The following is a 23,547-nucleotide window of genomic DNA, read 5'->3' as shown; positions in this document are numbered from 1 at the left end:
CCATCGGGCCATGAACAGCGTACGTTTCCGGGAACGTTTCCAATGAGCATCAGCATCAACGACGTCGCACGCGTGGCGGGGGTGTCCAAATCCACGGTGTCACGGGTGCTCGGGGGCGGTCCGGTCAGCGAGGACGTGCGCGGCAGGGTCGAGCTGGCGATCCGCCAGACCGGCTATCGACCCAACCTGCAGGCAAGACGGCTGCGCTCCCGGCACACCGGCATCATCGGCTTGATCGTGGCGGATATCCGCAACCCGTTCTTCACGGCGCTGATCCGCGCCGTGGAAGAGGTGGCCTATCGCGAAGGTCTTCGGGTCACCCTCTGCAACACCGACGAGGACCCCGAGCGGGAGGCGCTGTATCTGCAATTGATGCACGAAGAGCGCATCAGTGGCCTGATCTTCGCGCCGACCCGGACCACGGTGGGCCGGCTCGAACGGCTCACGCTGGACTATCCGACGGTGCTGGTGGACCGCGCCGCGCCCGGCGGGTTGATCGACAGCGTGGTACTCGACAATCCGGCAGCGATGGCAGGCCTGGTCGAGCATCTGGTGGAGCGCGGCTATCGGCGTATCGGCGGATTGTTCGGCAGCACCAGTACCACTGCGGCCGAGCGACGTGATGGTTATCTCGCTGCGATGCGCACGCATGGGTTGCAGCCGGACTACCGTGAGGTTGAACCCACGGCCGAAGCCGCCATCGCGACGGTCGATCAGTGGCTCGCTACGCCATCCCGCCCTGAAGCACTGGTCACCAGCAACAGCCTGCTGTTGATGGGCGCATTGAAAGCCGCCCGCGGCGCAGGGCTGGCGATTCCAGAGGCGTTGGCACTGGCCGGCTTCGACAACGAACGCTGGACCGAGCTGGTCGAGCCGGGCATCACCGTGATCGAGCAACCGGTTGAGGAGATGGGGCGGGCCGCGATGTCGCTGCTGCTTGAGCGCCTGCACACGCCGGAGCTGCCGGTACGCCGACTCGTAATGACGGGCCGGTGCGTGGTCAGAGGGTCGACGGCAGCGCGATAGCTCGGCGCCCGATTGCGGCGAAGCCTGGAAATGCCACTTGGGTGTTGGCGGGCCAACCCCTGTCTGTTACAAGCCATCCGTCCACAACCAGCTTGATCGACTTTGACCCACGCTGTGTGCACCCCACAGGAACGCGCCAAGGACCCCGACATGAATGGATATCACGAACCCAAGGCGCGCCGCCTGATGCGTCGGCTCCTCGCACTTGGCGTCTGCGCCCTGGCAGGATCCGCCCTCGCCGGAACAACGCAACCGGCACGCACCTGGCTTGTCAGTGGAGCCGAACTCATCACCCTGCTGCAGGGCAAAGGCGCTGATGGGTTCTGCGACGGCGAGCAGTGCCGGAACCTGTCCAGCGCTCGCGCCAGCGCCTATATCCAGGGCGTTGCCGATGCCAGCCACGGCCAGTGGTGTGGCCAAGGCAGGATTCTTCCGCATGAGCTGGTCGACCGTGTATCTTCCCATCTCCGGCAGTTGCCCGGCGAGCGATTGCAGCAGGATGCGTCTTCACTGGTTGCCGAAGCGCTGCGGACCGCATTTCCCTGTGGTGGTGGCGCGTCACGGGGTGGCAGTGCCGAGCCCGGCAAAGACGAATAGGACGGGCCGCGCCCGACGCGTGACGACGCGAACGTCCTACACCCTCGCGACACGGTGCATTCACGGCCACCGACACCCGCGCTGTCCACACTGCATGTTCCTTCCACAGCACGAGGTGCCCCATGGCCACCTGTGATGTCTGCGGCAACAACTACGACAAGAGCTTCACTCTCCAGCAGGGCGAGCGCAGCGGCACGTTCGATTCGTTCGAATGCGCGATCCACGCATTCGCACCGCGCTGCGCACACTGCGATTGCGCTGTTATCGGGCATGGTGTTGAAGGAAACGGCCAGATCTTCTGCTGCGCACACTGCGCCGGTCATTCAGGCGTAAAGGGTTTAGCCGACCGGGCCTGAGTCGCCGTCAGCGCCATCCCGCTCCTGGCCAGAGACAAGCGAAGAAACCCGCGCGACCCGCGCTGCGTCCGAACCAGCAAGCAGCGCCAGTGCCCGCCGCTTCTGCGCTGGCATCCCCGCCACGGCCTCCGACGCCAACACCACGTGGAATTCCCTGGCGTTGGCGTCCAACGCTGTAGCCAGGACACACGAATCGGCCGTCATGCCACACAGCCAAAGGCGGCGCACTCCCAGTTTGCCCAGCAGAATCGGCAAAGGGCTGGCCAGAAAGGCCGAGTGCTTGGGCTTGAGCACGAAGTAGTGACCAGGCAAAGGCGAGAGAAGGCTGGCGATCCGCCCCGCCGGGCCACCGTCGCGCCGGCATTGTTCCACCTGCTGGCGGAAGTCGCGCTTCCAATCCGAGAAATTGTCATTGGCGTAGATGACCGGCCAACCGCATTCGTCGAAGTGATCTCTCAAGCGCCGGACCTGCCGGGCCGCCCGCTCTGCCGCCGGCGCCAGCTTTTCAGCGCCAGGGAAGTCGAATCGGCTGAACATGTCGATGATCAGCAGGGCCGTCGATGGATCATCTCGCATGGCTCAATCACCTGTCTGCGCGTGTGGGGCCTCAACCGGCTTGGATTGCGGCGAGTCTTTCTGGCGCAGGAAGATCGTCAGCACCACCAGGGATAGCACGGCCAGGAATTCGCTCTGCCAGTTCTGCATGGATTCGAACCAGAATGTGCTGCTGGCGAGGTGCTCCATAAAGCCTGGCGGCGGCAATCCCTTCAACTGCTGTTCGGCCTCCTCGGCACGCCAGCTTCCCACTGCATGCAGCGTAAAGCTGAACAGGAACAACAGCCCGAACGCGATCGCAAGCGAATGACCGTAGAGCGTCTTCCATGGACCACCGCGCCTTACCGGCCACGGCGTGGGCCCCGGCTCGACGCGATTCTGTTCCTGCGCAGGGTCCAGCGGCCGCGATTCGGCCGAGCCGCGCTGGCGCAGGCTGACCGTCAGGAGCACATACATCCCCATCTGCAGGAACTCGCTCTCCCAGTTCTCGAACGTGGCGCTGACGAAGTGCCCCGTCGCGAGGTAGTGCCAGAGATCGATCGGCGCGCGTCCGTGCTCGACCAGTTCCTGGTTGTGCACGTGATGCCCGGCAACCGCCTGCCCAACGATGAACACAAGCGTGAGCACAAGCAGCACCAGCGAGAGACCGTTGCGTTTCCACATGCAACACCTCGTTCAGTCTGTTCCAGAGGCCGTGCGCGAAGCCTGCGCGGGTAGCAGGCCATGACCCGTGAATCCGGCGCATCCAGAATGTGAGGCGGACTCAACGCTTTCCGGTCGGGTCAGGATCAGGACGTTCGTAGTCTTCCGGTACGGCCTTGGGGCCATCGCCGTCGTCGTGCATGTCGTGCTCCTTCCACTTGGCCCGATCGTTGCGCCGCTTGTCCGGCGTGTGCGCCTTCGACTGATCGTCCACGTCTGTCGTCGGATTGAAGGGCAGCTTGTCGTTCATGGGCAGCTCTTGCGTCGAAAGACCGAAGATTGCACCGGGCCGGGTTAACACCATGACCCCGTGGAATGAACGCCGTGCACACCGGGATGTCACCGAAGCGGGATGGCGGCCTTGCGATGCTGGCGTCCCGAGCTCCTGGAGAAGCACGATGCAAGCATTGACCTATCACGGCCGCAAGGATGTGCGAGTCGAGACCGTACCGGACCCGGTACTGGCGGCCGATGACGATCTGATCCTGAGGGTAACCGCCACCGCCATCTGTGGATCGGACCTGCACCTGTATCGCGGCAAGATTCCGGATCTGCACGATGGCGATGTGCTCGGCCACGAGTTCATGGGCGTGGTGGAAGAGGTCGGCAGCGGCGTGACCCAGGTGCAGCCGGGCGATCGTGTGGTGATCCCTTTCGTGATCGCCTGTGGAGAGTGCTTCCATTGCCGCCTGGCCGAGTATGCCGCTTGCGAAACCACCAATACCGGCAAGGGTGCCGCGCTGAATCAGAAGGGCATGCTGCCTCCGGCCGCATTGTTCGGCTACAGCCATCTGTATGGCGGCGTGGCCGGGGGGCAGGCCGAATTCGTGCGCGTACCGAAGGCGAATGTAGGCCCGCTGCGCATTCCGGAAGGCATTGCGGATGAGCAGGTGCTGTTCCTGTCCGACATTCTCCCCACCGGCTACCAGGCTGCGCTGAACGCAGGGGTGAAGGCGGGCTCGACGGTGGCCATCTTCGGTGCGGGCCCGGTGGGGCTGATGAGCGCGGCCTGCTGCCGCCTGCTGGGCGCAGAGACCATCTTCATGGTCGACCATCTTCGTTACCGTCTGGATTACGCGCGCCGTACCTACGGTGTGACGCCCATCGACTTCAAGGAGATCGAAGACCCGGCGGACTACATCCTTGCCCAGACCAGTGGGCGGGGCGTGGACGCCTGCATCGAGGCGGTAGGCTTCGAGGCCGAGGGCAGCGCGCTGGAGTCAGCATTGACTGCCGTGAAGCTGGAGGGCAGCAGCGGCGTGGCGATCCGGCAGTGCATCGCGGCAGCACGCCGCGGCGGCGTGGTCAGCATCCCGGGTGTCTACGCTGGCTTCATCCATGGTTTTCTGCTGGGTGATGCGTTCGACAAGGGGCTGACGTTCAAGATGGGGCAGACCCACGTGCAGGGACTGATGCCGGAACTGCTCGACGCAATCATGGAAGGAAAGCTGCAGCCGGGTGACATCATCTCGCACCGGATGCGCCTGGCCGATGCAGCTCAAGGCTATGCAATGTTCGACGCCAAGGACGATGACTGCCGCAAGATCGTATTGACACCCTGAGCGTGCCGCCATGAGCGCGATTGTCATCGCCTGTGTCTACGCCCTGTGGCTGGCTGCGGGATCGCTGGATTTTCATTTTCACCGGCGCACCGATCTTCCGCACACTTCCGCGATGCGCGAAAGCCTGCTGCATGGGGTGCAGCTGCTGCTGATCGGCAGCGGCATGCTTGCCTGGCTCCTGCTGGAGAACACGTTGTCGCTGGTCGCGCTTCTGACAGGCCTGGTCATCGCACACGCGGTCGCCGGCTATCTCGATACCGTCAGCGCGGACGGCTGTCGACGCATCAGCCCGGCGGAACAGCATGTGCACAGCGTGCTGGATGCCGCGCCGTGGGTCCTGCTGGCCTGGGTGGGCTGGCAGGTCCACCCGCGGTGGTCGCTCGAAGTGAAGCCTGCAGCACCGGACGTCTGGTGGCTCGCCCTGCTGCCGGCGCTGGGCCTGGTAGTGCTGCCATGGCTCTGGGAACTGCGGCAGTGCGTGCGTGCAAGACAGCGCACGCAGACGGGTCCGTGAGGATCATGGTACCGGGCATTCATGTGCCCGCCACGCCATCAAGACAGACATGTGACCGCCCGCCGCCTACGTTCATCGCGTATCTCCATTGCAGGTCTGCCACCCATGCGGGATGTGACGTCGTCCTCTTCGCTGTTCAATCGCGCACGCCAGGTGCTGGTGCAGCAACCGGCATTGCCTTTGCCCGGTGGCGGCCAGACGCTGCAGCGTTGGCAGGCGCTGGCAGCCTGGGGGGCAGAGGATCTTTGCCTGGCCAAGGTACTGGAGGCCCACTATGACGCCCAGGCGATTGCTGCCGAGTTGAGGGCGCCCATCCCTGCTCAAGATACGTTGCTGGCGGTATGGGCTGCAGAGGGTCCGGCCAACACCGTTCGCATCGATGCCGGCGGTGGGTTGTACGGTGACAAACCCTGGTGTTCCGGCAGCGCATGGGTGGATGCGGCACTGGTAACGGTTCGCAACCCGCAGGGCGTGTGGCTATGCCAGGTAGCGGCGGAACACTGGCACACACTTGCGGGCGAGCCATGGCCTGCCGTGGGCATGGCCGCAATCCCTTCCACCACGGTGCGCTTTGACGGCGCACCGATGGTGATCCTGGGGACGCGCGATGACTACCTGCAGCGCCCGGGCTTCTGGCACGGCGGGGCAGGCATCGCGTCGGTCTGGTTTGGTGCAGCGGCCGCTTTGGCCGAGCGCATGCGACCGGCCTGCACCGAGGGAAATCGCGCGCGGCTGCTGGGTGAAGTGGACCTCGCCCTGGGCCCGGCAGCCGCGCTGCTTCGCGAACTGGCGGCGCACATCGACGCCGCGCCCGAACTGGCCCATCGCGAAGATGTAGTGCGCGTGCGCTGTGTCGTTGAGCGCGCGGCAACGCGTGTGCTGGACCTGGCGGGTCGGGCGCTGGGCCCGGGCCCGATGTGCCTGGAGGACGCCCATGCCCGGCGCTGCGCGGACCTGACCGTGTTCCTTCGCCAGAGCCACGCCGACCGCGATTGGGAATGGCTGGGCGAGCAGCGCGCAGCACAGGAGGCAACATGGGCGCTGTAGCCAGGACACCCCTGCAAGGGCAAGGAACCCAGGAGCAGGCCTGGCTGCACTGCGATTGGCTCTGGCAGCAACCGACCACATCGGCAACCGCACTCTGCAGCGGGCATGACCGCATGGTGGTGGTCGCGCCGCATCCGGACGACGAAATTCTTGGCTGTGGCGGACTGCTGCATCACGCTGCGGGACAGGGTATCGACGTCAGTGTCGTTGCCGTGACCGACGGCGAAGCATGCTACCCGGGCGAGCCGTGGTGGACGCCCGAACGCCTGCGATCAGCGCGCCGAGCGGAGCTTGCCGCGGCATTGGGCGAACTCGGTATTCCGGTCGGCTCCATCTTCCACCTGGGTATCGCCGACGGCGCGGTCAGCGCGCATGAGCAGGGGCTGGAAGGTTGGCTGCAGCAGTATCTGCAACCGCGCGACCTGGTCCTGGCGCCATGGCGGTTTGATGGTCACCCCGATCACGAAGCCGCAGGGCGCGCAGCCTGGCGCGCCGCGCGGGCGGTCGGTTGCCACCGGCTGGAGTACCCGGTGTGGGGCTGGCACTGGCTTGACCCTGCCTGCGCACATATGGCGTGGGAGGTTCCGAAGCTGGTCGACATTTCAGCCGTGGCGTCCGCAAAGCGAATCGCGATCGCGCATTTCCGTACGCAGACCGGCGACGTGGTGGGCCTGAACAGCCCGCCGGTGCTGCCCGCACATGTACTCGCCCGATTCTTCCGAAACTACGAGGTATTCCTTGCATGAGCGCGCAACCGTACTTCGATGACCTGCATGAGCAGGAGGACCCGTTCGGCTACCGCAGTCGGTGGTATGAAGAGCGCAAGCGTGCGCTGCTGCTGGCAAGCCTCAGCCAGCGCCAGTTCGCTCGCGGCTGGGAACTGGGGTGTTCCAACGGCGTACTGACCGAGGCGCTGGCCGCACGTTGCGAACGCCTGCTGGCAACCGACATCAGCCCACGTGCGGCGTTCCAGGCGCGCCGCAACCTGGCCCATCTGCCGCACGTGCAGGTTCATTGCGCCAGCCATCCCGAGCAATGGCCGCCAGGACGCTTCGACCTGATCGTCTGCGGCGAAATGGGCTACTACCTGGGAGCAGGCGCACTGCGCGAGCTGCGCCGTGGCATCGATGAAGCACTTCGCGATGACGGCTTGCTGGTTGCCTGCCATTGGTTGCCCTCGTTCGCCGGACGCGCGAGCCGGACCGAGGTGGTGCATCGATGCCTGGGGGAAGGCCTGCAGGAAGCCTTCCACTACCGCGATGCGGACTTCGTGCTTCAGGGATGGACACGGGGCCCCTTGTCATTGGCCCGCAACGAGGGCCTGCGGTGATAGGCGTCCTGATACCCGCCCACAACGAGGCGGACAGTATCGCGCGGTGCCTGCAATCCATCCGGGTGGCGGCCCTTTACCCGGGCCTCGGCGGCGAAGCAGTGGAGGTGATGGTCGCGCTGGATGCGTGTACGGATGCAACGGGCACCATCTGCCGCCAACACCAGGTCGGCAGCGTACAGCTGGATGCACGCTGCGTCGGTGTCGCCCGGGCCGCAGCCGCTGCTGAACTGCTGGGGCGGGGCGCCAGGTGGCTGGCAAGCACGGACGCTGACAGCGAGGTGCCTCCCGAGTGGCTGGCTGCACAGGTTCAGGGCGGTTGTGACGCTTTCTGCGGACTGGTGGACATAGCGACGTCCTGCCAGGGTGAACGGCGCCTGCGCAGGGCATTCCAGGCAAGACAGCAGTGGGGCGACCATCATGGGCGCATCCACGGTGCCAACCTCGGCGTCTCTGCCAGTTCCTATCGGGCCGTTGGCGGCTTTGCTCCCCTGCACTGTAGTGAAGACGTGGCGCTTGTGAGAGCGCTGCAACGCTGCGGTGCGGTGGTGCGATGGGCCGGCGCTCCCTTGGTGATGACAAGTGCGCGTCTGCAGGGGCGCGCTACAGGCGGATTCTCCGCTTATCTGGCGGCGCTGGGTGGCGAGCGCTCCGGCGCGGAAGCATCGGCCCTGATCACCTGAGGGTCAGCCACACCGTCACGCAAGCGCCCCGTGTTATCGGAGCGTGCGGTTGAGGAGAGCGTTGGAACAGCGCAGGCCACGAAGGCCCTCATCCCTGCCTACCTCCGCGAAGCGATGATGGACGAGCAGGAAATCTCCTGCGTCAGAAGGAACGAACGTGCCCCTCCGTGCAGTCGCCTACGCAAGTGAGGCGACATCGGGGCTTTCCATGGACCATGTGGATGACCTCGCCAGGGCCGCCGCCCGCTTCAACTTCGAAGCCGGCGTTACGGGTGTACTTCTTTACGACAGGCTCCGTTTCCTCCAGTACATCGAGGGACCGGAAGACAGCATCAACGTGGTGTACAGCCGCATCCTCAGTGCCCGCAGCCATTGCGAGCTGATCGAGCTGGGCCGGGGCAGGGTTTCCGGCCGGTTCTTTCCCTACTGGTCAATGCGGCTGCTGTGGGTTGACGCCTCCGAGATCCGCAGCGTGGCGCGCAGCAACTGGGATGGGCTCTCCCATGGCGGCGCGCTGCGCCAGCTGAGCCTGGTGGTGGCCCCGCACCTGGGGTGACCACCCCATGGCAATCAATGCGCCGGCGGTTGCACGCAGACATCCCCCATGACGCGCCGAACCGTCTCCTGCAACTCGCCGACGTGGAACGGTTTGGCCACGAAAGCGGCGCGACGGTGACGCTGCGGCACCAACTGGTCATAGACCGCGGATACGAACAGGAACGGAATACCGAGTTCCGTCAGGCGATCAGCCACCGGGAAGACCACGCCGTCGCGAAGCTCGACATCGAGCACGGCGCCGTCGAATCGCTGGTTGTCCAGCAGCCCCAGCGCATCGAACACGCTGTAGGCATGTGTCACCTGGTCGCCTGCGTCCTCCAGCGCCTGTTCCATCAGCGCAGCCAGGTCGAGCTGGTCTTCCACCAGCAGCAGGTTGCATCTGCGCTGGCTCATTCCGGATTGCATACGTGCACGCCTGTGTTGTCCTGGGAACTGCAGTCTGTGCTGTGCTGCATCAACGCCATGCGTGTGCATTGTCAGCCCGGCGCGAAGCCCCCGAGAGCGCGCCGCCAACCGGGTGGAGGAGGTGTGGAAGGTGCCCTGGATTTCGTTGACGGCGTCTTGGCACGCGCTGTGGATACTGCCGCCGTCCCCCGCATCGGAGATTCTGTCATGCCGCTATCCGGAACCGATTCTGTCGCTCCAGGTGTACTGCGTGTCGAGTGCATGCCGCTCGACTGCGGCGGTGCCGCCATCGTCGTGGAGCTGGACCGGGCGCCTGAACGGGCCTGGATGAAGTCGCTGAAGCGAACACTGCTGGCCGACGACGCCATGGAAGGCGCACAGGCCAAGTTCGATGGGCGCTTCGTCTATGTCGTGGGCGTGGATGGTGGCGGGCATCGTGCTCAACATCGGGTAATGCAGGCCGTGATGGCGGCCGGCGGCGCGTGCGCCTCGAACCCCAGGCGCCAGCGACCTGCAGCCGGTGTGGGCGTATCCAGCGCATTGGCGACCTGAGAGCGCCCCTTGGGTGCAACACAGGGCTGCGGATGTTATCGCCGCATCACCACTGCGTGCAGCGCCCACCTTCGACGGCTCACACCGGCCGACAGGGCGGTGATTGCAGGCGCTCCACCATGGTCTCCGGAGGCATGTCGCCCCGCACCGGAGATCGAAATGGCAGACCAGAACAACGCCCGAAGCGAGCGCCTGTTGAAGTGGCTGCAGGACGCCTACGCCATGGAGCAGGAGGCGGAGACCATGATGAAGGCCATGGCTTCGCGGATCCAGAACTATCCCCACCTCGCTGCACGGATCGCCCAGCACGTCCAGGAGACGCAGGGGCAGGCCGCCTCGCTGCGCCAGTGCATTGAAGCGCTTGGAGGAAGCGTGCCGACCGCCAAGGGACTGTTCGCCAGCATGACTGCGGCTCTCCATGCGGCCGGCACAAGTCTGATGGAAGACGAGGTGGTCAAGAGCGTAGGGCTCTCGTTCGGCTTCGAAAACACCGAGATCGCCACCTACCGGGCGCTGGTGATTGCTGCCGAGCGTGCCGCAGCGCCGGACATCGCCGCGGTCTGTGGCCAGATCCTGCAGGAAGAGATCGCCATGGCGCGCTGGCTGGAGGACCACCAGGACGGCCTGGTCGGTGCGTTCCTCAATCGCGACGAAACGCCGGGCGCGCAAGCCAAGCGTTGACCCCGACGCCAGCACAGCCAGCCATTGGAGAAACCCCATGTTCTTTCATCACAAGAAGCTGATGTACACCGTGCGCGTGCGCGAATCCAACCCGCAGCTCGCCAGCCTCATGCTTGAACAGTTCGGCGGCCCGCAGGGCGAGCTTGCTGCCGCCATGCGCTACTTCACCCAGGGACTCGGCGAATGCGATCCAGGCCGCAAGGACCTGCTGATGGATATCGCCACCGAAGAGATCAGCCATCTGGAGATCATCGGCACCATCATCGCCATGCTCAACCGCGGGCCGAAGGCCATTCAGTCCGAAGGGCTTGCCGAGGCCGAGGATATGCGGCTGCTGGGGCAGAACAGCACCAGCCATACCGAGCAGATCCTGTACGGTGGCGGGCCGGCACTGGTCAATTCCAGCGGGGTGCCGTGGACAGCGGCCTACATCGACTCGATCGGGGAACCTACCGCCGATCTGCGCTCGAACATCGCTGCGGAAGCGCGCGCCAAGCTGGCGTATGAGCGCCTGATCAACGTCACCGACGACCCCGGCATCAAGGATGCGCTGCGTTTCCTGATGACGCGCGAGATCGCGCACATGAAGTCATTCGAGAAGGCGCTGCACAGCATCCAGCCCAACTTCCCGCCGGGCAAGCTGCCGGGGGACCCTGCGTTCACCGATCTGTACATGGACATGTCGCAGGGGGACGGCGCCGACGACCTGCAGGGCAGCTGGAACAGCGGCGAGCTATGGGAGCGGGTCAGCGACCGCGAGGCACAGACCGCTGTGGATGGTGGCGACGGCGGCGGCACGGTGGACCTGGACGCGCGCGAACAAGCGGCGGTGCAGGCCATGGCCCTGCGTACACTCTCCGACCCGGAAGCGCGGCCGACCACCGGGGCCGAGCTGGGGGCCGGCCCGGGCGCGGGAGCACTGGACCTGCCACCACGCGAGCCGTGAAAGAGCTGGGGCGCCCATCTGCGGCGCCCCAGTGGCGAAGCCCTTGATCAGCGTCAAGGCGTACGAAAGTGGGCGGACATCACGTCCGCCCACGAAGAGGTGCATCTGGCTTCAGGCGCGATCAGCGCTGCTGGCCACCGCGGTTGTTGCCGCCGCCGCGTTCCTGCTGTTGCTGCCCGCCGCCCTGGTTACCGCCCTGGTTTCCACCCCCGCGGCTGTTCTGGCCGCCTTCGCGGCCGATGTCCGCCATGTGCTGGCGATCCTGGCTCACCGCTTCGCCGCCCTTGCGGCCGGCTTCGCGTGCTTCTTCCGAGCTGAATTCATGGGCGTTGCCTGATTCGTGCGCGGCACGTCCACCCTTGGCGGCGATCTCGCGCTGCTTGTCCTCGTCCATCGAAGCGAAACCGCGGTTGCTGTTGCCCTGGTTCTGGTTCTGGTTGGCCATGGAAAGTCTCCCTGGGTTGAGCCGCCCGACTGGCGGCAGGGACCATCTTCCAGATCCGGCGCTAGACGGCGGTGGCATGACCGCCAACGTGGCGTCATCCGGAAGCCCACGATTCCTCATCCGCTCTCCACGAAACGTCGTGCACGCGCGTGTGCGCCCGCAGGCGCGCCCGCCGCGCTCTAGCACGTGTCAAAGCGATGCGGCGGGCCCGCGCCTCAACTCGACGCAGCCTCTACGCCGGCCTCACTGCACATACGACCCGCGTCGCTAAGGTAGAGCTGTCTGCAACATCCGGTGGTGCCATGCCTTTTCGTGCGATTGCCTATGTGAGTGAAGCTTCCCGAAGCCTGACCGAAGAGCGGCTGCAACGGCTTGTGGCCGAAGCGGTGCAGTTCAACGAATCCGTCGATGTCACCGGCACGTTGCTGTTCGACGGCTCGCGCTTCCTGCAGTATCTGGAGGGCCCGGAGGCCGGGATCAATGCGGCGTACACGCGCATTCTCGCGGCCGGCAGCCACAGTGGGATCGTCGAGCTGAACCGGGGCAGGGTGGGGCGGCGGCAGTTTCCGCACTGGCGGATGCGCAGCGTGCGGGTGGATGAGCTCGCGCTGGGAAAGATCGCCATCTCCGACTGGACCGGCTTCGTGCGCAGCGCGTCGGCGCTGGAGTCGGGCGCCAGCGCACTGGATCGTCTGCTGTCGGTCTCGCAGTTGCAGACGGATGCAGGTGCGGGAGAGACCCTGGAACCGTACGGGCAGCTGGTACGATGACGGCGGCGGCCGCCCCGCGTGCATCCGCTCCACTGCGTGTCGGCTGTGCGGGCTGGTCGCTGCCGCGCGCGGATCAGGAAGCGTTCGGCGCGGGCGACAGCGCGCTGCAGCGCTACGCCACACGCCTGCCGATGGTGGAGATCAACTCATCCTTCTATCGACCGCACCAGGCCAGGACCTATGCGCGATGGGCGGCGAGCGTGCCGGAGGGCTTCCGGTTCGCGGTGAAACTGCCGCGAGAGATCAGCCATGAGCGTCGGCTGCGCGACGCAATGCAACCGCTCGAGCGGTTCCTTGAAGGCGTGCTGGAGCTGGGTGAAAAGCTCGGGCCGTTACTGCTGCAGTTGCCGCCGAGCCTGGTGTACGACACGGCCACGGCCAGAGCATTCCTGCGGGGCCTGCGCGCGCGCACCCAGGCCGATATGGCGTGCGAGCCGCGCCACCCGAGTTGGTTCACGCCGGAAGTGGATGCGCTTCTGAGCGCGCATGGCGTGGCACGGGTTGCCGCGGATCCGGCACGTGTGCCGGCGGCAGCGACGCCCGGCGGTGACCGCGCGTGGAGCTACTGGCGCTGGCACGGCCAGCCACAGATCTATCGCAGCGCCTACGACGAACCCACCCTTGCCCACCTTGCGCGGCAGCTGCTGGCCGAGGCCGACGCGAAACGACCCGCCTGGTTCGTACTGGACAACACCGCACTGGGTCACGCCACCGGCAACGCCCTGCACCTGCAGGCGCTGCTGCAGGAGAAGGAACATGCCTGAAGGCCCTTCGATCGTCCAGCTGCGCGAAGCAGCGAGCCACTTCAAGGGGCACGTGGTCCGCGCCGTCTCCGGGAACAGCCGGGTCGACCTGTCGCCGCTGCAGGGCCGAAGGGTCAAGGCGGTCCGCAGTTGGGGCAAGCACTTCCTGCTGGAATTCAGCCGCCACACGCTGCGCGTCCATCTGATGATGTTCGGCAGCTGGCGCATCGACGAACGGAAGCCAACCCCGGCGCGTGTATCCCTGCGGTTCGACAATGGCGATCTGAACTTCTATGCGTGTTCCGTGCGGCTGATCGACGAGCCGTTGGACGAGGTCTACGACTGGCGCGCGGACGTGATGAACGATGCATGGGATCCGAAGCTGGCCCGGCGCAAGCTGAAGGCAATGCCGGACGTCATGGTTTGCGATGCGCTTCTGGACCAGACGGTCTTTGCCGGCGTGGGCAACATCATCAAGAACGAGGTGCTGTTCCGTATAGGCGTGCACCCCGCCACGCGGCTGGGCGACCTGCCACCGCGCAGGCTCACCGCGCTGGTCACGCAGGCCCGCGCCTACAGCTTTGATTTCCTGCAGTGGAAGCGCCGTTTCGAGTTGAAGAAGCACTGGCAGGTACACACGCGCAGGATCTGCCCGGCATGCGGCGGCCCGATCAGCAAGCTTTACATGGGCACCACCCGGCGGCGCACGTTCTTCTGCCCGAACGACCAGGTGCTGTACCAACCCTGAGGCCGCCGTCCATGGCGGCCGGCTTCGGCGCGCGTCGATCAGGCGGCCTGTGCCGCCTTGGCATTGCCGCCGCCCTTGGCCAGCAGGGTGAGCTTCTCGTCGGTGGCCTTCTCTTCCTCAAGCGTCTCCAGCAGCAGCGGCAGGGCGTCCTTGTAGCCCAGCTGCTTGGCCAGCGCGGCGATGGTGCCGTAGGACGCAATTTCGTAATGCTCGACCTTCTGTGAGCCGCCGATCAGGGCGGCATCGCGCACAGGGCCCTTGTCGATGCTGTCGATCACTTCCTTGCCTTCCTCCACCAGACCTTCCATCGCCGCGCACTTGATGCGCTTCAGCCGGATGCCGAGAACCTCCACCACCTGGTCGATGCGCTCGATCTGGCCCTGGGTTTCTTCCAGGTGCGTTTCAAACGCTGTGGCCAGGTCAGGGTTCTCGGCCGCACGGGCCAGGCGCGGGAGGGCCTTGGTCAGCTGCTTTTCGGCGCTGTAGATATCCGAGAGTTCGTGGATGAACAGGTCTTCCGCTGTCTTGATAGCCATGCTGGGCTCCGCTGTGAGTGGAGCGCTCAGCGTAGGTCCCGCCCGGTTGCGATCAGGCGGGGGCCAGGTGAAGGCGGCATGTGAACGCCAACGCGAGCCCTGCGCGTTGTCTTCACGAGGTGGCGTCTGTCGCCCGCCTGCCGCAGTCCCGATACCGGCAGGCCTTCGCCATCGCTTCACGGTGGCGTCGCCTGGTGCCCATGGGCCGGCCGGTACGGTCACTTCACGCCCGATCACGTGTGGAGACTCCCATGAGCGATGACAAGAAGAACACCGGCAGCCCGGACCGGGATCGCATCAACGTCAACGAAGACTATGAACTGCAGTACTGGACCACGACGCTGGGTGTGTCAGCCGAGGAGCTTCGGGCCGCGGTCGCCGAGGTCGGGCCCACCGCCGCTGCTGTACGCAAGCACCTGGGAAAGTAGCGCGGAGCTGCCATGTCACTGGTCGAGTACCGCCGCAAGCGTCGTTTTGACCAGACCAGGGAGCCCGAACCGGGCAAGGCGCTGCCAGAAGGCCAACGCGCCATTTTCGTGGTGCAGTTGCATCATGCCAGCCGCAGGCACTACGACTTCCGTCTGCAGGTGGGTGATGCGCTGAAGAGCTGGGCCGTTCCCAAGGGCCCCAGCTACGACCCGAAGGTCAAGCGCATGGCGGTGGAGGTGGAGGATCATCCCGTCGACTACGCAGCATTTGAAGGCGAGATTCCCAAAGGCCAGTATGGCGGCGGACATGTCGCCCAGTTCGACCACGGTGTGTGGGCCACGCAGGGCGACCCGGAAGCCCAGCTCGCCAAGGGCCATCTACGCTTCGAGTTGTTCGGCGCCAAGCTCAAGGGTGGATGGCATCTGGTCCGTTCCGGCAAGCCTGCGCGCCAGCCACAGTGGCTGCTGTTCAAGGATGACGATGAATTTGCCAGCGACATCGAGGCAGACGATCTGCTGGCGGACGTTGCTGTAGCGCCCCCGGAGGACCTGAAGCGTGCCGGGGCCGGAAAGAGCGCGAAGAAGAAACTCACGGTCGTCCCCCCCACACGCTCCCGACGAAAGAACTGGGCGAAGAAGGCCCTGGCGCTCAGCAAGGCGAAAAAGGCGGCAGCGCCGTCCGGACCGTTTGAGCCGCAGTTGGCCAAGCTGGGCGACACGCCGCCCCAGGGCGGGCAGTGGGTGCATGAGATCAAATGGGATGGATACCGCATCCTTGCTACGGTGGCTGAGGGCAACGTGCAGCTGTGGTCGCGAAACGCACTGGAATGGACCGGCAAGCTGCCTGAAATACGTGACGCGATCGCGGCACTGGGCCTCACCACGGCGGCATTGGACGGCGAGCTCATCGCCGGCGCCGGCACCAAGGAAGACTTCAACCTGCTGCAGGCCACGCTCTCCGGCGAGCGGCAGGGCGTCCTGATGTATGCATTGTTCGATCTGCTGCATCTTGATGGCGTGGACATCGCCGATGCGCCCTTGCTGGAACGCAAGGCCCTGCTGCACTCCGTGCTGGAGGGGCAGGGCAGGCCATTGGCGTTCAGTTCGCATGTGCAGGGGGATGGCGACGAGGCCTATCGCCTGGCCGGTGAGCAGCACTTCGAAGGCATCATTTCCAAGCGCGCCGATCGCAGCTACCACAGCGGCCGCAGTGAGGATTGGCGAAAGACCAAACAGCTGGCCAGCGACGAGTTCGCGGTGGTCGGATACACCGCGCCGAAGGGCAGCCGCACCGGGTTCGGCTCGCTGCTGCTGGCGAGGCCAGACCTGAAACATGGCTGGCTCTACGTCGGCCGCGTCGGGTCCGGGTTCTCGGACGAACTGATCGGCGAAGTCAGCAAGCGCATCGAAGGCGGCGGCGGCCGCAAGCCGACGGCGCACGTGCCCACCCAGGACACCGACCTTCGCGCCGCGACCTGGTTCGCACCGCGTTTCGTGGTGGAGGTCTTCTATCGCGGGATTGGCGGGCAGAAGCTGTTGCGCCAGGCATCGCTGAAAGCGGTACGGGCGGACAAGGACATCGCCGATCTCGAAGATTCCGATCGCTCCGGGCCGGCCATGCCCTCTGGTGGACAGCCCGCATCCACGCGTCCTGCGCACGATACGAAAAAGTCACCCGCTACCGGCCGCACACCGCCCGCGCTTTCGTCCCCCGGCAAGATCCTGTTTCCTGGCGATGGCTACACCAAGCAGGAGGTATGGGACTACTACGCAGCAGTGATGGAGCACCTCCTGCCCGAGGTGGTTGATCGTCCGCTGTCGATCATCCGATGCCCCAGTGGCACCGCAAAACCCTGCTTCTTCCAGAAACACCACACAGCCGGGCTGGAACTGGTCGATCGGGTAAGGCTGAAGGAGGAAAGCGGCATCAACGCCCATTACCTGGTGGTGCGTGACGCGGCCAGCCTGCTTGAACTGGTGCAGTTCAACGCGTTGGAGTTCCACCCCTGGGGCAGCCACGCCGAAGCGCCCGACAAGGCCGACCGGGTGGTGTTCGATCTGGATCCAGGCCCGGACGTACCCTTTGCAGACGTCAAGAAGGCGGCAACCGACATCCGCAGACTGCTGGCGCAGCTGGAGCTGGAATCGTTCCTGCGTGTATCCGGCGGCAAGGGCCTGCACGTGGTGGTGCCGCTCAACCCGGGATGCGACTGGGACCTGACCAAGCGCTTTGCGAAGGGCTTCGCCGATGCGCTGGCGCAATCCGAGCCCAAGCGATTCCTGGCAACTGCCACCAAAAGCCTCCGCAACAAGCGGATCTTCGTCGACTACCTGCGCAACGGGCGCGGTGCAACGGCAGTCGCGTCCTACTCGCTGCGGGCGCGGCCGGGCGCACCGGTCGCGTTGCCGATCGGCTGGGGCGATCTGGCGAAACTCAAGCGCGCAGACGCGTTCACGATCAAGGACGTGCCAGCAAAGCTCAAGCGGCGGCGCAAAGACCCCTGGGCCGGCATCGGGAAAGTGAAACAGAATCTGGCGCGCTGGGCGCAGGCAGACCCGTAGCCCGCGCCTACGCGTCGGATCCCTGCGCGCTGCCGGGCAGGACATGATCGCATTCGACCAGCCGCGCGTTGCTGACCGTCTGGCGCGAAGGACAAGCGCCGCACACCAGCGTCGTTCCACCGGGCACCGCCCCCAACGCGTCCCGCGACAACTGTGTAATCCCGCCGCAGGTGTTGCAGCGCACGCGAATGGACCTGACGCGCTCAATACCCTGCACGCCGGAAACAGCGTCCAGCTCCAGAACATGGAAAAGGCCGGTATTGGGCATGGGGCGCTCCCGAGTCATCTGGCCCAAGCGTAGACGATCCATGGCATGGGGGGTGTAGGCGTCCTGCATGCCGTTTGTCAGCTGGAACCCAACTGATTCACAAAATGCACATGATGGGAACAACTGCGGGGCGCAGGTGGCCTATCCTACGGCCACGGAATCTGGGGGGATTCGCTACAGGAGCAGCCAATGCCGATCAGGGCAGTCGCATACGTCAGCGAAGCGGGCCCAGCCGTTGCTGGTGATCCGTTCGGCCTGGGCAGCGGAAAGCTCGACGATCTGGTCGATGATGCCGCCCGCTTCAACCGCAGTGCCGGCGTCACCGGCGTCCTGCTGTTCGACGGCAGCCGCTTCCTGCAGTACATGGAGGGGCCCAAAGACGGCTTGAGGGTGGCGTATTCGCGGGTGGTGGGCGCCTCCAGCCATACCGGGCTCATCGAGTTGCAGCGCGGCAGGGTGGGCAACCGGCGGCTCCCGTTCTGGCCGATGCGCTGGCTGCCCACCCAACCCGAGCAGTTGAAGCTTCTTGCCCGCGCGGACTGGTCAGGGTTCGCCCAGCACAGTGGTGACGATGCGCCAACCGAGACGGCGATGGATATCCTGGCCAGGTTGGTGGAACCCTACGCGGTCGCGGCGTGATCCACCGGCCTAGCGGCCTCCATAGCGCGCCGCCCGTGGAATCTCTCCGCTGCACGCGTTGAGGTGCCCGGTGCGCATCACGCAATACAGCCGGGCCTCCGGGTCTGCACTGGCAGCAATGTAGTCCAGTGCCTCGGCAAGCATGCGGACGAACTGCTGCTCGGGGTAGAACGCTGCCCAAGTCGGCAGCAGTTCGTCCAGTTGCGCGATCATCAGATCGATTTCCAGGTGCGTGCTCACTGCCCGATCCTCCTTCCAGGCACGTTAGCGACCACGCTGCAAGCAGAGAGTTGCGGTTCGCAGAGGCGACACAGGCGTGTTGCCCACGCAGCGCTCACCTGGCCTTGACCATGGCGTTGATCGTCGCAGCGCGTGAGCATCATCTGCACGGCCGCGCCACCCTCGTTTCACCCGGCAAGGCGTATCAGAGAGGCCTCCCAGCTGAAGCTGCAAGGATCCCTTTCATGTCCGAACCGTTCCCGCGCGCCAGCTTATGGTCAGCTGACACCGAGTCGCATTGCTTCCGCCCCCTTGCCGGCACGACGCGCGCGGACGTGCTGGTGGTGGGCGCCGGCATGACCGGCCTGCTGACAGCGGCCCGCCTGGCGGATAGCGGCCTGGATGTGCTGGTGGTCGATGCAGGGCCCATCGGCGGGCGCAATACGGTGATGTCCACGGGCAATCTTTACGCGCCCGTCTCCCGGCTGGCAGAACTGGTCTCGCGCTGGGGCGGCGACACGGCCAGTCGTATCGTGCAGTGGCGGCAACAGGCGCTGCGCGCCATCGAGACGCTGGTTCACCGCTACGATCTGCGTTGCGGCTTCGAACGCGTGGCCATGCAGTACGGCATGCAGGAGCGCACGCGTGAGGTGACGACGCGATTCGAGCGTGAGCTGCAGGCCTATCAGCGCGTGGGCCTGCAGTGCGAACACCAGCAGTCCGGTCTACCGTTCGCATTGGGCCACGCGTTCCGTGTTCCCGATCAGGCGCAGTTGGATCCGGCGGCCTTCTGCAGGGAACTGGCGCGACACCTGGTGGGCCGGGTGCGCATCCACGACTGGACCCAGATCAACAGCATCGAGGCCTCAGCAGGCGTTGCCACCGCCCTTGGCGGCCGCATCCATGCCAGGCACTTCGTGCTCGCCACCCACTCGCCAGCAGGGTTCAACCTGGTGCAGGCCGAGATGGAGGTGTACCGCGAGTACGGCATGGCGGTGCCGGTTGCCAATCCGCCAGCGGCAGGTATTCATTGGATCGCCGATCGGCACCGCTCGCTGCGCGGGGTGCGCGGTACTGATGGCCGCGACTGGCTGGTGCTGGTCGGCGAGACACATCGCACCGGCGAAACCCCGGTGATGGATCCGGCACAGCATCTGGTCGCCGACGCGCGTCGCAACTTCACCGTGCAGGGCGAACCGCTGTGCTGGTCGGCGCAGCAGTTCCGTGCAGCCGACGAGCTACCCTACATCGGCAGCAGCGCGCACGACAATGTGTGGGTCGCCACCGGCTATGGTCCCGATGGCTTGACCTGGGCGGGCGTGGCCGCTCGTGCGATCACCGAGGGAATCATGGGCACGACCAGCGAGATCGAGAAGCTGCTAAGCCCCATGCGCTTCACGCCAGTGCGTTCGGCGGCCGGCTGGGCCCGTACCAATGGCACGGTTGCACGGCACATGGTGGGAGATCGCCTCGGTGCTGCGCCGTCGCACTCGCCCAGCGAGTTAAGCCGTGGCTGTGGCGCACTGCTGGACGTGGATGGAAAGCGGACCGCCGTCTACCGCGATGAGCACGGTCAACTGCATGCGATGTCGGCGCTGTGCCCGCACCTCAAGTGCGTTGTCCAATGGAATGGCCATGAACGCACATGGGATTGCCCATGCCATGGCAGCCGCTTTTCCGCCACCGGGGCGCTGCTGGAAGGCCCCGCCCGGCAGGGCCTCACGCCAGAACCGCTGCAGGCAGAGCAGCCGCTGCAGCGGTGACCCTCAGGCTTCGGCGGCCGCATCCGCCTCGCAGGGCATGCAGCGTTCCTTCTTGGACTTGATGTCTGCAGCGGTCTTCGCCAGTGCCTCGTAACGCTGGCGAATCTCTTCAAGGTGCGCCGGTTCCATCGACTCCAGGTTCAACAACTCCTGGTTGGCGTCCTTGCTGACCCGGATCAGTTCATCCAGCTTGATGTGCAGCGCGGCCGTATCGGCATTCTGCGTGTGCTGGATCAGGAACACCATCAGGAAGGTCACGATGGTCGTTCCCGTGTTCACCACCAGCTGCCACGTATCATTGAAGTGGAAGGCCGGCCCGCTGGCGGCCCAGATGATGATCACCCCCAGCGCCGCGACGAATGCGCCCAGGCTGCCGGACAATCGTGCCGTCGCGGCCGCGACCCGGGCGAAGCCGCGCCGGATCACTCGTCACCTCCCGCGGCCTCCTCATCCGTTCGACGATCTGGCAGCCTGACCCGCTCACCCAGGCGCTTGGCCTGCTCTTCCGGCGTTGGCGCGGCGACGAAGGGGGAGATCGGATCACTGGTAGGGAAGGTCTCCTGCAGCGCTTCGTCATGATTGCGGTGGTTGTGCAGCTTTGCCTGCAGCGGGCTGACAGGATCGGGGCGCTGCGCTTCCGCGTCGGGGTGGGGGAGGTCTTTCTGATCGCGTTGCATGGTGAATCTCCAGGTTGATCACCACCCCTCAGGTGGCGGGCCCAGCATAGGAGTGCGCTGTGAGCGGCCCCATCAAGGGCGGGGCAACGTGGCGTCAAACCTTCAGGCAACACGCGTTAACAATCAGCAGGGCGGGGCAGCGTAGCGCTCAACGCGACGCCGCCCGGCCATCGCTCCATCCCCTGCACCGGGCGTCTGTAGCCCGTTCGCCGGTCAGACCCTGCTCATATAGCGCTGTGCCGGCTGCGCCCGCGAAAGCCCCGGCGCCATCGCCTTGCGTGCGTGCTCGAAGGCGTCCCACTCAGCGATGTTCGGAAGCGCCGGAATGGTCACACGTTCGCCCTGCGCCAGCCCGGCCAGGGATGCATCCACCATGTCCTCGGCGCTCATCACGATGTCCTGCGGCAAGTGCTCCACCGGCAGGCCGGAGAGGTGCCAGAAGTCCGTTGCGGTGGCCCCCGGCAGCACAACCTGGACGCGCACACCCTTGTCGGCCAGCTCATGGTGGAGCGACTGCGAAAACGCCAGAACGAACGCCTTGCTTCCTGCGTAGACGCCGTTGAGCAACTCGGGCGCCAATGCGACGATGGAGGCGATGTTGATGATCGTGCCCTGGCCATGGGCCACGAACACCGGGGCGGCGGCGTAGGCCAGGCGCATCGCGGCGTTCACGTTGAGCGTGATCATGCGCTCCATCTCGCCGATGTCCGACTGCAGCAGGGGAGCCGTTGCGCCGATGCCGGCATTGTTGACCAGCAGTCGGATATCCGCTTGGTCTCGAATCACCTTCTCAACTTCGGCAAGCCCGTCGGAGGTGGTCAGGTCGGCCGCGACAACGTCCACTGCGCGGCCGGTGCTGCGGGCCAGTGCTTCGGCCAGTTGGCGCAGGCGCTCGCCGCGTCGCGCAACCAGGATCAGGTCGTATCCGGCGCGGGCCAGGCGATCGGCATAGACCGCGCCGATGCCTGACGATGCGCCGGTGATGAGAGCGGTGCCTTGATGGGTAGGGTTGTTCACGGTGGTCAGTCCGAAGCGGCGGGCGTCGCCGGGGTCAGGGCCAAATCTAGGCCGGCTTGTGAATGGCGTAAATGTCGTATATACCTCGTTTACGGCCATCCTTGAAAAACCGCCATGCTCAGTGTTGGATTTGTTCTGCCATCCGGGTTCCAGACCATGGCGATCGCGGCTGCGTCCGCCTTCGAACTGGCGAATGCCACCGAAGGCGCGCGTCTTTACGATCTGCACATGCTCTCCGAACAGGGCGGGCTGGTGCCCAGCTCGCTTGGCATGGCCATGCAGACGGCGCCGCTGGCGCAGCAGCCGCTGGATACTCTGATCGTGGCCGGCCTGCTGGAGCCAGCCCCGTCCACCACCAGGTGCGCAGCCTGATCGGCTCGCACACCCACATGAATCGTGCGTTTGGCATGCAGCGGGCTGGTGTTCTGACGTGGACCCGCGTGCAGGCTGATCCCTACGATGAGCGGATACGCGACAAGGCCGAAGAAGAAATCTGGGTCTACCCGAAGAACCTCTATGACAGGTATCGCAGCGCAACGCTGCACACGGCCAGTCACAAGTTCAAGGTACCGAAGCGAGTCTGGCAGGGCCTGTCAGTGGCGGTCGCCTTGATAGGCATCTTGTGGTTGGGTTGGCTGTTCCTGATCAAGCCCTCCAACGCACAAGCTGCGAGGAAGGAAGAGCAGGGGGCCGAAGCTTTGCCGGCGGCAGGGGCCCTGGCGCCCTTGGGCGCGGGCATGCCGGCGGCACGGCCCCTCACCCGCGAAGAATACGTGCAAAAACACAAACCACGTGTGGAGTTTCAGCCGTGGTCTGCCCCCGCCTTCGATGATCGCACCGTGCAATCGCAACCTGAGCTGTATTGCATGGCCTCCGGCACCACCGAGCAGGACACCACCTGCACGTGTGTCACAGAGCAGGGCACCAAGGCAAAGATTTCGCTACCGGTATGCGTGGCGATCGCACGCGATGGCCCGGCCTACAACCCGTATCGCGCACCACGCCAGGAATCGGAGTCGAGTCAGGATCATCCAGCTCGCGGCATCGCTCAGTCATCGCCATCCGGGACACCCGAGCCGTCACCACATGCTCTGGTTGAGGTCGGGAAACGCCCAATGGGGACGTTCCCGGAGACGCCACCTTACCCGGCGAGCTTCTGATTATCGTGACGCGTCACGGGCAGCGATCTCGCGGTGAGAGAACCCAGCCACCATCAGC

At 65.4% G+C, this 23,547-nt stretch carries 33 protein-coding genes; 22 read left to right on the top strand and 11 right to left on the bottom strand.

Annotated features, from left to right (window positions below; translation table 11 throughout):
• Positions 1-42 precede the first annotated feature (42 nt).
• From AC5P8Y_RS08855 to AC5P8Y_RS08845, 3 genes are all read left to right on the top strand, one after another.
• On the top strand, positions 43-1,026 hold the full coding sequence (locus AC5P8Y_RS08855; RefSeq protein ID WP_111172309.1) for a LacI family DNA-binding transcriptional regulator: 984 nt from the start codon (positions 43-45) through the stop codon (positions 1,024-1,026).
• 150 nt (positions 1,027-1,176) lie between these two features.
• A complete protein-coding gene (locus AC5P8Y_RS08850; RefSeq protein ID WP_495201922.1) occupies positions 1,177-1,623 on the top strand; it encodes a Rap1a/Tai family immunity protein in 447 nt (148 codons plus the stop codon).
• A 122-nt stretch (positions 1,624-1,745) separates the two neighbouring features.
• Entirely contained in the window at positions 1,746-1,979 is a 234-nt protein-coding gene (locus tag AC5P8Y_RS08845) for a metallothionein (RefSeq protein ID WP_266192689.1), read from the top strand.
• Here AC5P8Y_RS08845 and AC5P8Y_RS08840 read toward each other — a convergent pair.
• The 3 genes from AC5P8Y_RS08840 to AC5P8Y_RS08830 form a co-directional block, all read right to left on the bottom strand.
• Positions 1,962-2,555, bottom strand: a complete 594-nt coding sequence (locus tag AC5P8Y_RS08840; RefSeq protein ID WP_329772042.1) for a cysteine hydrolase family protein — start codon at positions 2,553-2,555, stop codon at positions 1,962-1,964. The genes AC5P8Y_RS08845 and AC5P8Y_RS08840 overlap by 18 nt on opposite strands.
• A gap of 3 nt (positions 2,556-2,558) precedes the next feature.
• On the bottom strand, positions 2,559-3,197 hold the full coding sequence (locus AC5P8Y_RS08835; protein ID WP_266192687.1) for a DUF6766 family protein: 639 nt from the start codon (positions 3,195-3,197) through the stop codon (positions 2,559-2,561).
• Between the two features lie 100 nt (positions 3,198-3,297).
• Entirely contained in the window at positions 3,298-3,486 is a 189-nt protein-coding gene (locus tag AC5P8Y_RS08830; protein ID WP_495201921.1) for a hypothetical protein, read from the bottom strand.
• 148 nt (positions 3,487-3,634) lie between these two features.
• Here AC5P8Y_RS08830 and AC5P8Y_RS08825 point away from each other — a divergent pair, with 148 nt between their 5' ends.
• The 7 genes from AC5P8Y_RS08825 to AC5P8Y_RS08795 all read left to right on the top strand — a co-directional run bounded on the left by AC5P8Y_RS08825 (position 3,635) and on the right by AC5P8Y_RS08795 (position 8,928).
• Positions 3,635-4,798, top strand: a complete 1,164-nt coding sequence (locus AC5P8Y_RS08825) for a zinc-dependent alcohol dehydrogenase (RefSeq protein ID WP_049452447.1) — start codon at positions 3,635-3,637, stop codon at positions 4,796-4,798.
• A gap of 10 nt (positions 4,799-4,808) precedes the next feature.
• Positions 4,809-5,312, top strand: coding sequence for a hypothetical protein (locus tag AC5P8Y_RS08820; RefSeq protein ID WP_285311155.1), 504 nt, complete (start codon positions 4,809-4,811; stop codon positions 5,310-5,312).
• A gap of 105 nt (positions 5,313-5,417) precedes the next feature.
• Positions 5,418-6,359 carry an acyl-CoA dehydrogenase gene (locus AC5P8Y_RS08815; RefSeq protein WP_266192685.1) on the top strand — a complete coding sequence of 314 codons (942 nt, stop codon included), beginning with the start codon at positions 5,418-5,420 and terminating at the stop codon, positions 6,357-6,359.
• Positions 6,347-7,105, top strand: coding sequence for a PIG-L deacetylase family protein (locus AC5P8Y_RS08810; protein WP_288415767.1), 759 nt, complete (start codon positions 6,347-6,349; stop codon positions 7,103-7,105). Before AC5P8Y_RS08815 ends, AC5P8Y_RS08810 begins: the two co-directional genes overlap by 13 nt.
• On the top strand, positions 7,102-7,689 hold the full coding sequence (locus AC5P8Y_RS08805; RefSeq protein WP_012480291.1) for a class I SAM-dependent DNA methyltransferase: 588 nt from the start codon (positions 7,102-7,104) through the stop codon (positions 7,687-7,689). Before AC5P8Y_RS08810 ends, AC5P8Y_RS08805 begins: the two co-directional genes overlap by 4 nt.
• Positions 7,686-8,372 carry a glycosyltransferase family 2 protein gene (locus AC5P8Y_RS08800; RefSeq protein ID WP_329772043.1) on the top strand — a complete coding sequence of 229 codons (687 nt, stop codon included), beginning with the start codon at positions 7,686-7,688 and terminating at the stop codon, positions 8,370-8,372. The genes AC5P8Y_RS08805 and AC5P8Y_RS08800 overlap by 4 nt, the downstream gene beginning before the upstream one ends.
• 157 nt (positions 8,373-8,529) lie before the next feature.
• A complete protein-coding gene (locus AC5P8Y_RS08795; RefSeq protein WP_288415772.1) occupies positions 8,530-8,928 on the top strand; it encodes a BLUF domain-containing protein in 399 nt (132 codons plus the stop codon).
• Positions 8,929-8,942: 14 nt separating this feature from the next.
• Here the strand turns inward: AC5P8Y_RS08795 and AC5P8Y_RS08790 are convergent, their stop codons facing one another.
• Positions 8,943-9,335, bottom strand: a complete 393-nt coding sequence (locus tag AC5P8Y_RS08790) for a response regulator (protein WP_005409699.1) — start codon at positions 9,333-9,335, stop codon at positions 8,943-8,945.
• 123 nt (positions 9,336-9,458) lie between these two features.
• On the opposite strand from AC5P8Y_RS08790, the gene AC5P8Y_RS08785 reads away from it, so the two are divergent.
• The 3 genes from AC5P8Y_RS08785 (at position 9,459) to AC5P8Y_RS08775 (ending at position 11,514) form a co-directional block, all read left to right on the top strand.
• Positions 9,459-9,887, top strand: a complete 429-nt coding sequence (locus tag AC5P8Y_RS08785; RefSeq protein ID WP_229295579.1) for a hypothetical protein — start codon at positions 9,459-9,461, stop codon at positions 9,885-9,887.
• A gap of 159 nt (positions 9,888-10,046) precedes the next feature.
• Positions 10,047-10,568, top strand: a complete 522-nt coding sequence (locus AC5P8Y_RS08780) for a ferritin-like domain-containing protein (protein WP_005409697.1) — start codon at positions 10,047-10,049, stop codon at positions 10,566-10,568.
• A gap of 37 nt (positions 10,569-10,605) precedes the next feature.
• Positions 10,606-11,514, top strand: a complete 909-nt coding sequence (locus tag AC5P8Y_RS08775) for a manganese catalase family protein (RefSeq protein ID WP_049452454.1) — start codon at positions 10,606-10,608, stop codon at positions 11,512-11,514.
• Positions 11,515-11,635: 121 nt separating this feature from the next.
• Here AC5P8Y_RS08775 and AC5P8Y_RS08770 read toward each other — a convergent pair whose 3' ends face one another.
• A complete protein-coding gene (locus tag AC5P8Y_RS08770) occupies positions 11,636-11,959 on the bottom strand; it encodes a KGG domain-containing protein (RefSeq protein ID WP_005409695.1) in 324 nt (107 codons plus the stop codon).
• A 302-nt stretch (positions 11,960-12,261) separates the two neighbouring features.
• Here AC5P8Y_RS08770 and AC5P8Y_RS08765 point away from each other — a divergent pair, with 302 nt between their 5' ends.
• Genes AC5P8Y_RS08765 through AC5P8Y_RS08755 form a run of 3 tightly spaced genes read left to right on the top strand, consistent with a single transcriptional unit; the run spans position 12,262 to position 14,220 of the window.
• A complete protein-coding gene (locus AC5P8Y_RS08765; RefSeq protein ID WP_088470611.1) occupies positions 12,262-12,729 on the top strand; it encodes a BLUF domain-containing protein in 468 nt (155 codons plus the stop codon).
• Positions 12,726-13,493: a DUF72 domain-containing protein gene (locus AC5P8Y_RS08760; RefSeq protein WP_266192679.1), complete on the top strand. Its 768-nt coding sequence runs from the start codon at positions 12,726-12,728 to the stop codon at positions 13,491-13,493. The genes AC5P8Y_RS08765 and AC5P8Y_RS08760 overlap by 4 nt, the downstream gene beginning before the upstream one ends.
• Positions 13,486-14,220: a DNA-formamidopyrimidine glycosylase family protein gene (locus AC5P8Y_RS08755; protein ID WP_495201920.1), complete on the top strand. Its 735-nt coding sequence runs from the start codon at positions 13,486-13,488 to the stop codon at positions 14,218-14,220. Before AC5P8Y_RS08760 ends, AC5P8Y_RS08755 begins: the two co-directional genes overlap by 8 nt.
• A gap of 38 nt (positions 14,221-14,258) precedes the next feature.
• Here AC5P8Y_RS08755 and AC5P8Y_RS08750 read toward each other — a convergent pair whose 3' ends face one another.
• The gene (locus AC5P8Y_RS08750) at positions 14,259-14,756 is read right to left on the bottom strand and encodes a YciE/YciF ferroxidase family protein (RefSeq protein ID WP_495201919.1); all 498 of its coding nucleotides are present in this window, start codon (positions 14,754-14,756) and stop codon (positions 14,259-14,261) included.
• A gap of 251 nt (positions 14,757-15,007) precedes the next feature.
• Here AC5P8Y_RS08750 and AC5P8Y_RS08745 point away from each other — a divergent pair, with 251 nt between their 5' ends.
• Positions 15,008-15,184 (top strand): DUF3606 domain-containing protein, encoded by a 177-nt coding sequence (locus AC5P8Y_RS08745; protein ID WP_005409690.1) that lies wholly within the window; start codon positions 15,008-15,010, stop codon positions 15,182-15,184.
• 12 nt (positions 15,185-15,196) lie between these two features.
• Positions 15,197-17,746: a DNA ligase D gene (gene ligD / locus AC5P8Y_RS08740; protein ID WP_266192675.1), complete on the top strand. Its 2,550-nt coding sequence runs from the start codon at positions 15,197-15,199 to the stop codon at positions 17,744-17,746.
• A 7-nt stretch (positions 17,747-17,753) separates the two neighbouring features.
• Here ligD and AC5P8Y_RS08735 read toward each other — a convergent pair whose 3' ends face one another.
• The gene (locus AC5P8Y_RS08735) at positions 17,754-18,014 is read right to left on the bottom strand and encodes a hypothetical protein (RefSeq protein WP_266192673.1); all 261 of its coding nucleotides are present in this window, start codon (positions 18,012-18,014) and stop codon (positions 17,754-17,756) included.
• A gap of 189 nt (positions 18,015-18,203) precedes the next feature.
• Between AC5P8Y_RS08735 and AC5P8Y_RS08730 the strand changes: the two genes are divergently transcribed.
• Positions 18,204-18,653 (top strand): BLUF domain-containing protein, encoded by a 450-nt coding sequence (locus AC5P8Y_RS08730; RefSeq protein ID WP_266192672.1) that lies wholly within the window; start codon positions 18,204-18,206, stop codon positions 18,651-18,653.
• Between the two features lie 9 nt (positions 18,654-18,662).
• On the opposite strand, the gene AC5P8Y_RS08725 is transcribed toward AC5P8Y_RS08730, so the two are convergent.
• The gene (locus tag AC5P8Y_RS08725; RefSeq protein WP_111108946.1) at positions 18,663-18,893 is read right to left on the bottom strand and encodes a hypothetical protein; all 231 of its coding nucleotides are present in this window, start codon (positions 18,891-18,893) and stop codon (positions 18,663-18,665) included.
• A 224-nt stretch (positions 18,894-19,117) separates the two neighbouring features.
• On the opposite strand from AC5P8Y_RS08725, the gene AC5P8Y_RS08720 reads away from it, so the two are divergent.
• Positions 19,118-20,635, top strand: coding sequence for an FAD-dependent oxidoreductase (locus AC5P8Y_RS08720; RefSeq protein WP_329772045.1), 1,518 nt, complete (start codon positions 19,118-19,120; stop codon positions 20,633-20,635).
• 3 nt (positions 20,636-20,638) lie between these two features.
• Here the strand turns inward: AC5P8Y_RS08720 and AC5P8Y_RS08715 are convergent, their stop codons facing one another.
• The 3 genes from AC5P8Y_RS08715 to AC5P8Y_RS08705 all read right to left on the bottom strand — a co-directional run bounded on the left by AC5P8Y_RS08715 (position 20,639) and on the right by AC5P8Y_RS08705 (position 22,557).
• The gene (locus AC5P8Y_RS08715) at positions 20,639-21,061 is read right to left on the bottom strand and encodes a low affinity iron permease family protein (protein ID WP_033834197.1); all 423 of its coding nucleotides are present in this window, start codon (positions 21,059-21,061) and stop codon (positions 20,639-20,641) included.
• A complete protein-coding gene (locus tag AC5P8Y_RS08710) occupies positions 21,058-21,312 on the bottom strand; it encodes a hypothetical protein (RefSeq protein ID WP_266192670.1) in 255 nt (84 codons plus the stop codon). Before AC5P8Y_RS08710 ends, AC5P8Y_RS08715 begins: the two co-directional genes overlap by 4 nt.
• Before the next feature lie 213 nt (positions 21,313-21,525).
• A complete protein-coding gene (locus AC5P8Y_RS08705; RefSeq protein ID WP_495201918.1) occupies positions 21,526-22,557 on the bottom strand; it encodes an SDR family NAD(P)-dependent oxidoreductase in 1,032 nt (343 codons plus the stop codon).
• On the opposite strand from AC5P8Y_RS08705, the gene AC5P8Y_RS08700 reads away from it, so the two are divergent.
• Entirely contained in the window at positions 22,558-22,701 is a 144-nt protein-coding gene (locus AC5P8Y_RS08700) for a hypothetical protein (RefSeq protein ID WP_495201917.1), read from the top strand.
• Complete coding sequence (locus tag AC5P8Y_RS08695) at positions 22,689-23,489, top strand: hypothetical protein (RefSeq protein WP_495201916.1); 801 nt, start codon at positions 22,689-22,691, stop codon at positions 23,487-23,489. The genes AC5P8Y_RS08700 and AC5P8Y_RS08695 overlap by 13 nt, the downstream gene beginning before the upstream one ends.
• Positions 23,490-23,547 lie beyond the last annotated feature (58 nt).

It is taken from the genome of Stenotrophomonas sp. YJH_SMC_12-1 (genome assembly GCF_059370935.1).
This window is presented reverse-complemented; position numbering and strand designations above follow the sequence as displayed.

Excerpts from the sequence above, each read along its gene's own strand:
- AC5P8Y_RS08700 (WP_495201917.1), top strand. The coding sequence starts at position 22,558 with ATGCTCTCCGAACAGGGCGGGCTGGTGCCCAGCTCGCTTGGCATGGCC.
- AC5P8Y_RS08730 (WP_266192672.1), top strand. The coding sequence starts at position 18,204 with ATGCCGATCAGGGCAGTCGCATACGTCAGCGAAGCGGGCCCAGCCGTT.
- AC5P8Y_RS08810 (WP_288415767.1), top strand. The coding sequence starts at position 6,347 with ATGGGCGCTGTAGCCAGGACACCCCTGCAAGGGCAAGGAACCCAGGAG.
- AC5P8Y_RS08780 (WP_005409697.1), top strand. The coding sequence starts at position 10,047 with ATGGCAGACCAGAACAACGCCCGAAGCGAGCGCCTGTTGAAGTGGCTG.
- AC5P8Y_RS08745 (WP_005409690.1), top strand. The coding sequence starts at position 15,008 with ATGAGCGATGACAAGAAGAACACCGGCAGCCCGGACCGGGATCGCATC.
- AC5P8Y_RS08790 (WP_005409699.1), bottom strand. The coding sequence starts at position 9,335 with ATGCAATCCGGAATGAGCCAGCGCAGATGCAACCTGCTGCTGGTGGAA.
- AC5P8Y_RS08825 (WP_049452447.1), top strand. The coding sequence starts at position 3,635 with ATGCAAGCATTGACCTATCACGGCCGCAAGGATGTGCGAGTCGAGACC.
- AC5P8Y_RS08735 (WP_266192673.1), bottom strand. The coding sequence starts at position 18,014 with ATGCCCAATACCGGCCTTTTCCATGTTCTGGAGCTGGACGCTGTTTCC.
- AC5P8Y_RS08755 (WP_495201920.1), top strand. The coding sequence starts at position 13,486 with ATGCCTGAAGGCCCTTCGATCGTCCAGCTGCGCGAAGCAGCGAGCCAC.
- AC5P8Y_RS08815 (WP_266192685.1), top strand. The coding sequence starts at position 5,418 with ATGCGGGATGTGACGTCGTCCTCTTCGCTGTTCAATCGCGCACGCCAG.
- ligD (WP_266192675.1), top strand. The coding sequence starts at position 15,197 with ATGTCACTGGTCGAGTACCGCCGCAAGCGTCGTTTTGACCAGACCAGG.
- AC5P8Y_RS08710 (WP_266192670.1), bottom strand. The coding sequence starts at position 21,312 with ATGCAACGCGATCAGAAAGACCTCCCCCACCCCGACGCGGAAGCGCAG.
- AC5P8Y_RS08850 (WP_495201922.1), top strand. The coding sequence starts at position 1,177 with ATGAATGGATATCACGAACCCAAGGCGCGCCGCCTGATGCGTCGGCTC.
- AC5P8Y_RS08820 (WP_285311155.1), top strand. The coding sequence starts at position 4,809 with ATGAGCGCGATTGTCATCGCCTGTGTCTACGCCCTGTGGCTGGCTGCG.
- AC5P8Y_RS08775 (WP_049452454.1), top strand. The coding sequence starts at position 10,606 with ATGTTCTTTCATCACAAGAAGCTGATGTACACCGTGCGCGTGCGCGAA.
- AC5P8Y_RS08830 (WP_495201921.1), bottom strand. The coding sequence starts at position 3,486 with ATGAACGACAAGCTGCCCTTCAATCCGACGACAGACGTGGACGATCAG.
- AC5P8Y_RS08720 (WP_329772045.1), top strand. The coding sequence starts at position 19,118 with ATGTCCGAACCGTTCCCGCGCGCCAGCTTATGGTCAGCTGACACCGAG.
- AC5P8Y_RS08765 (WP_088470611.1), top strand. The coding sequence starts at position 12,262 with ATGCCTTTTCGTGCGATTGCCTATGTGAGTGAAGCTTCCCGAAGCCTG.
- AC5P8Y_RS08750 (WP_495201919.1), bottom strand. The coding sequence starts at position 14,756 with ATGGCTATCAAGACAGCGGAAGACCTGTTCATCCACGAACTCTCGGAT.
- AC5P8Y_RS08760 (WP_266192679.1), top strand. The coding sequence starts at position 12,726 with ATGACGGCGGCGGCCGCCCCGCGTGCATCCGCTCCACTGCGTGTCGGC.
- AC5P8Y_RS08855 (WP_111172309.1), top strand. The coding sequence starts at position 43 with ATGAGCATCAGCATCAACGACGTCGCACGCGTGGCGGGGGTGTCCAAA.
- AC5P8Y_RS08840 (WP_329772042.1), bottom strand. The coding sequence starts at position 2,555 with ATGCGAGATGATCCATCGACGGCCCTGCTGATCATCGACATGTTCAGC.
- AC5P8Y_RS08845 (WP_266192689.1), top strand. The coding sequence starts at position 1,746 with ATGGCCACCTGTGATGTCTGCGGCAACAACTACGACAAGAGCTTCACT.
- AC5P8Y_RS08770 (WP_005409695.1), bottom strand. The coding sequence starts at position 11,959 with ATGGCCAACCAGAACCAGAACCAGGGCAACAGCAACCGCGGTTTCGCT.
- AC5P8Y_RS08805 (WP_012480291.1), top strand. The coding sequence starts at position 7,102 with ATGAGCGCGCAACCGTACTTCGATGACCTGCATGAGCAGGAGGACCCG.
- AC5P8Y_RS08835 (WP_266192687.1), bottom strand. The coding sequence starts at position 3,197 with ATGTGGAAACGCAACGGTCTCTCGCTGGTGCTGCTTGTGCTCACGCTT.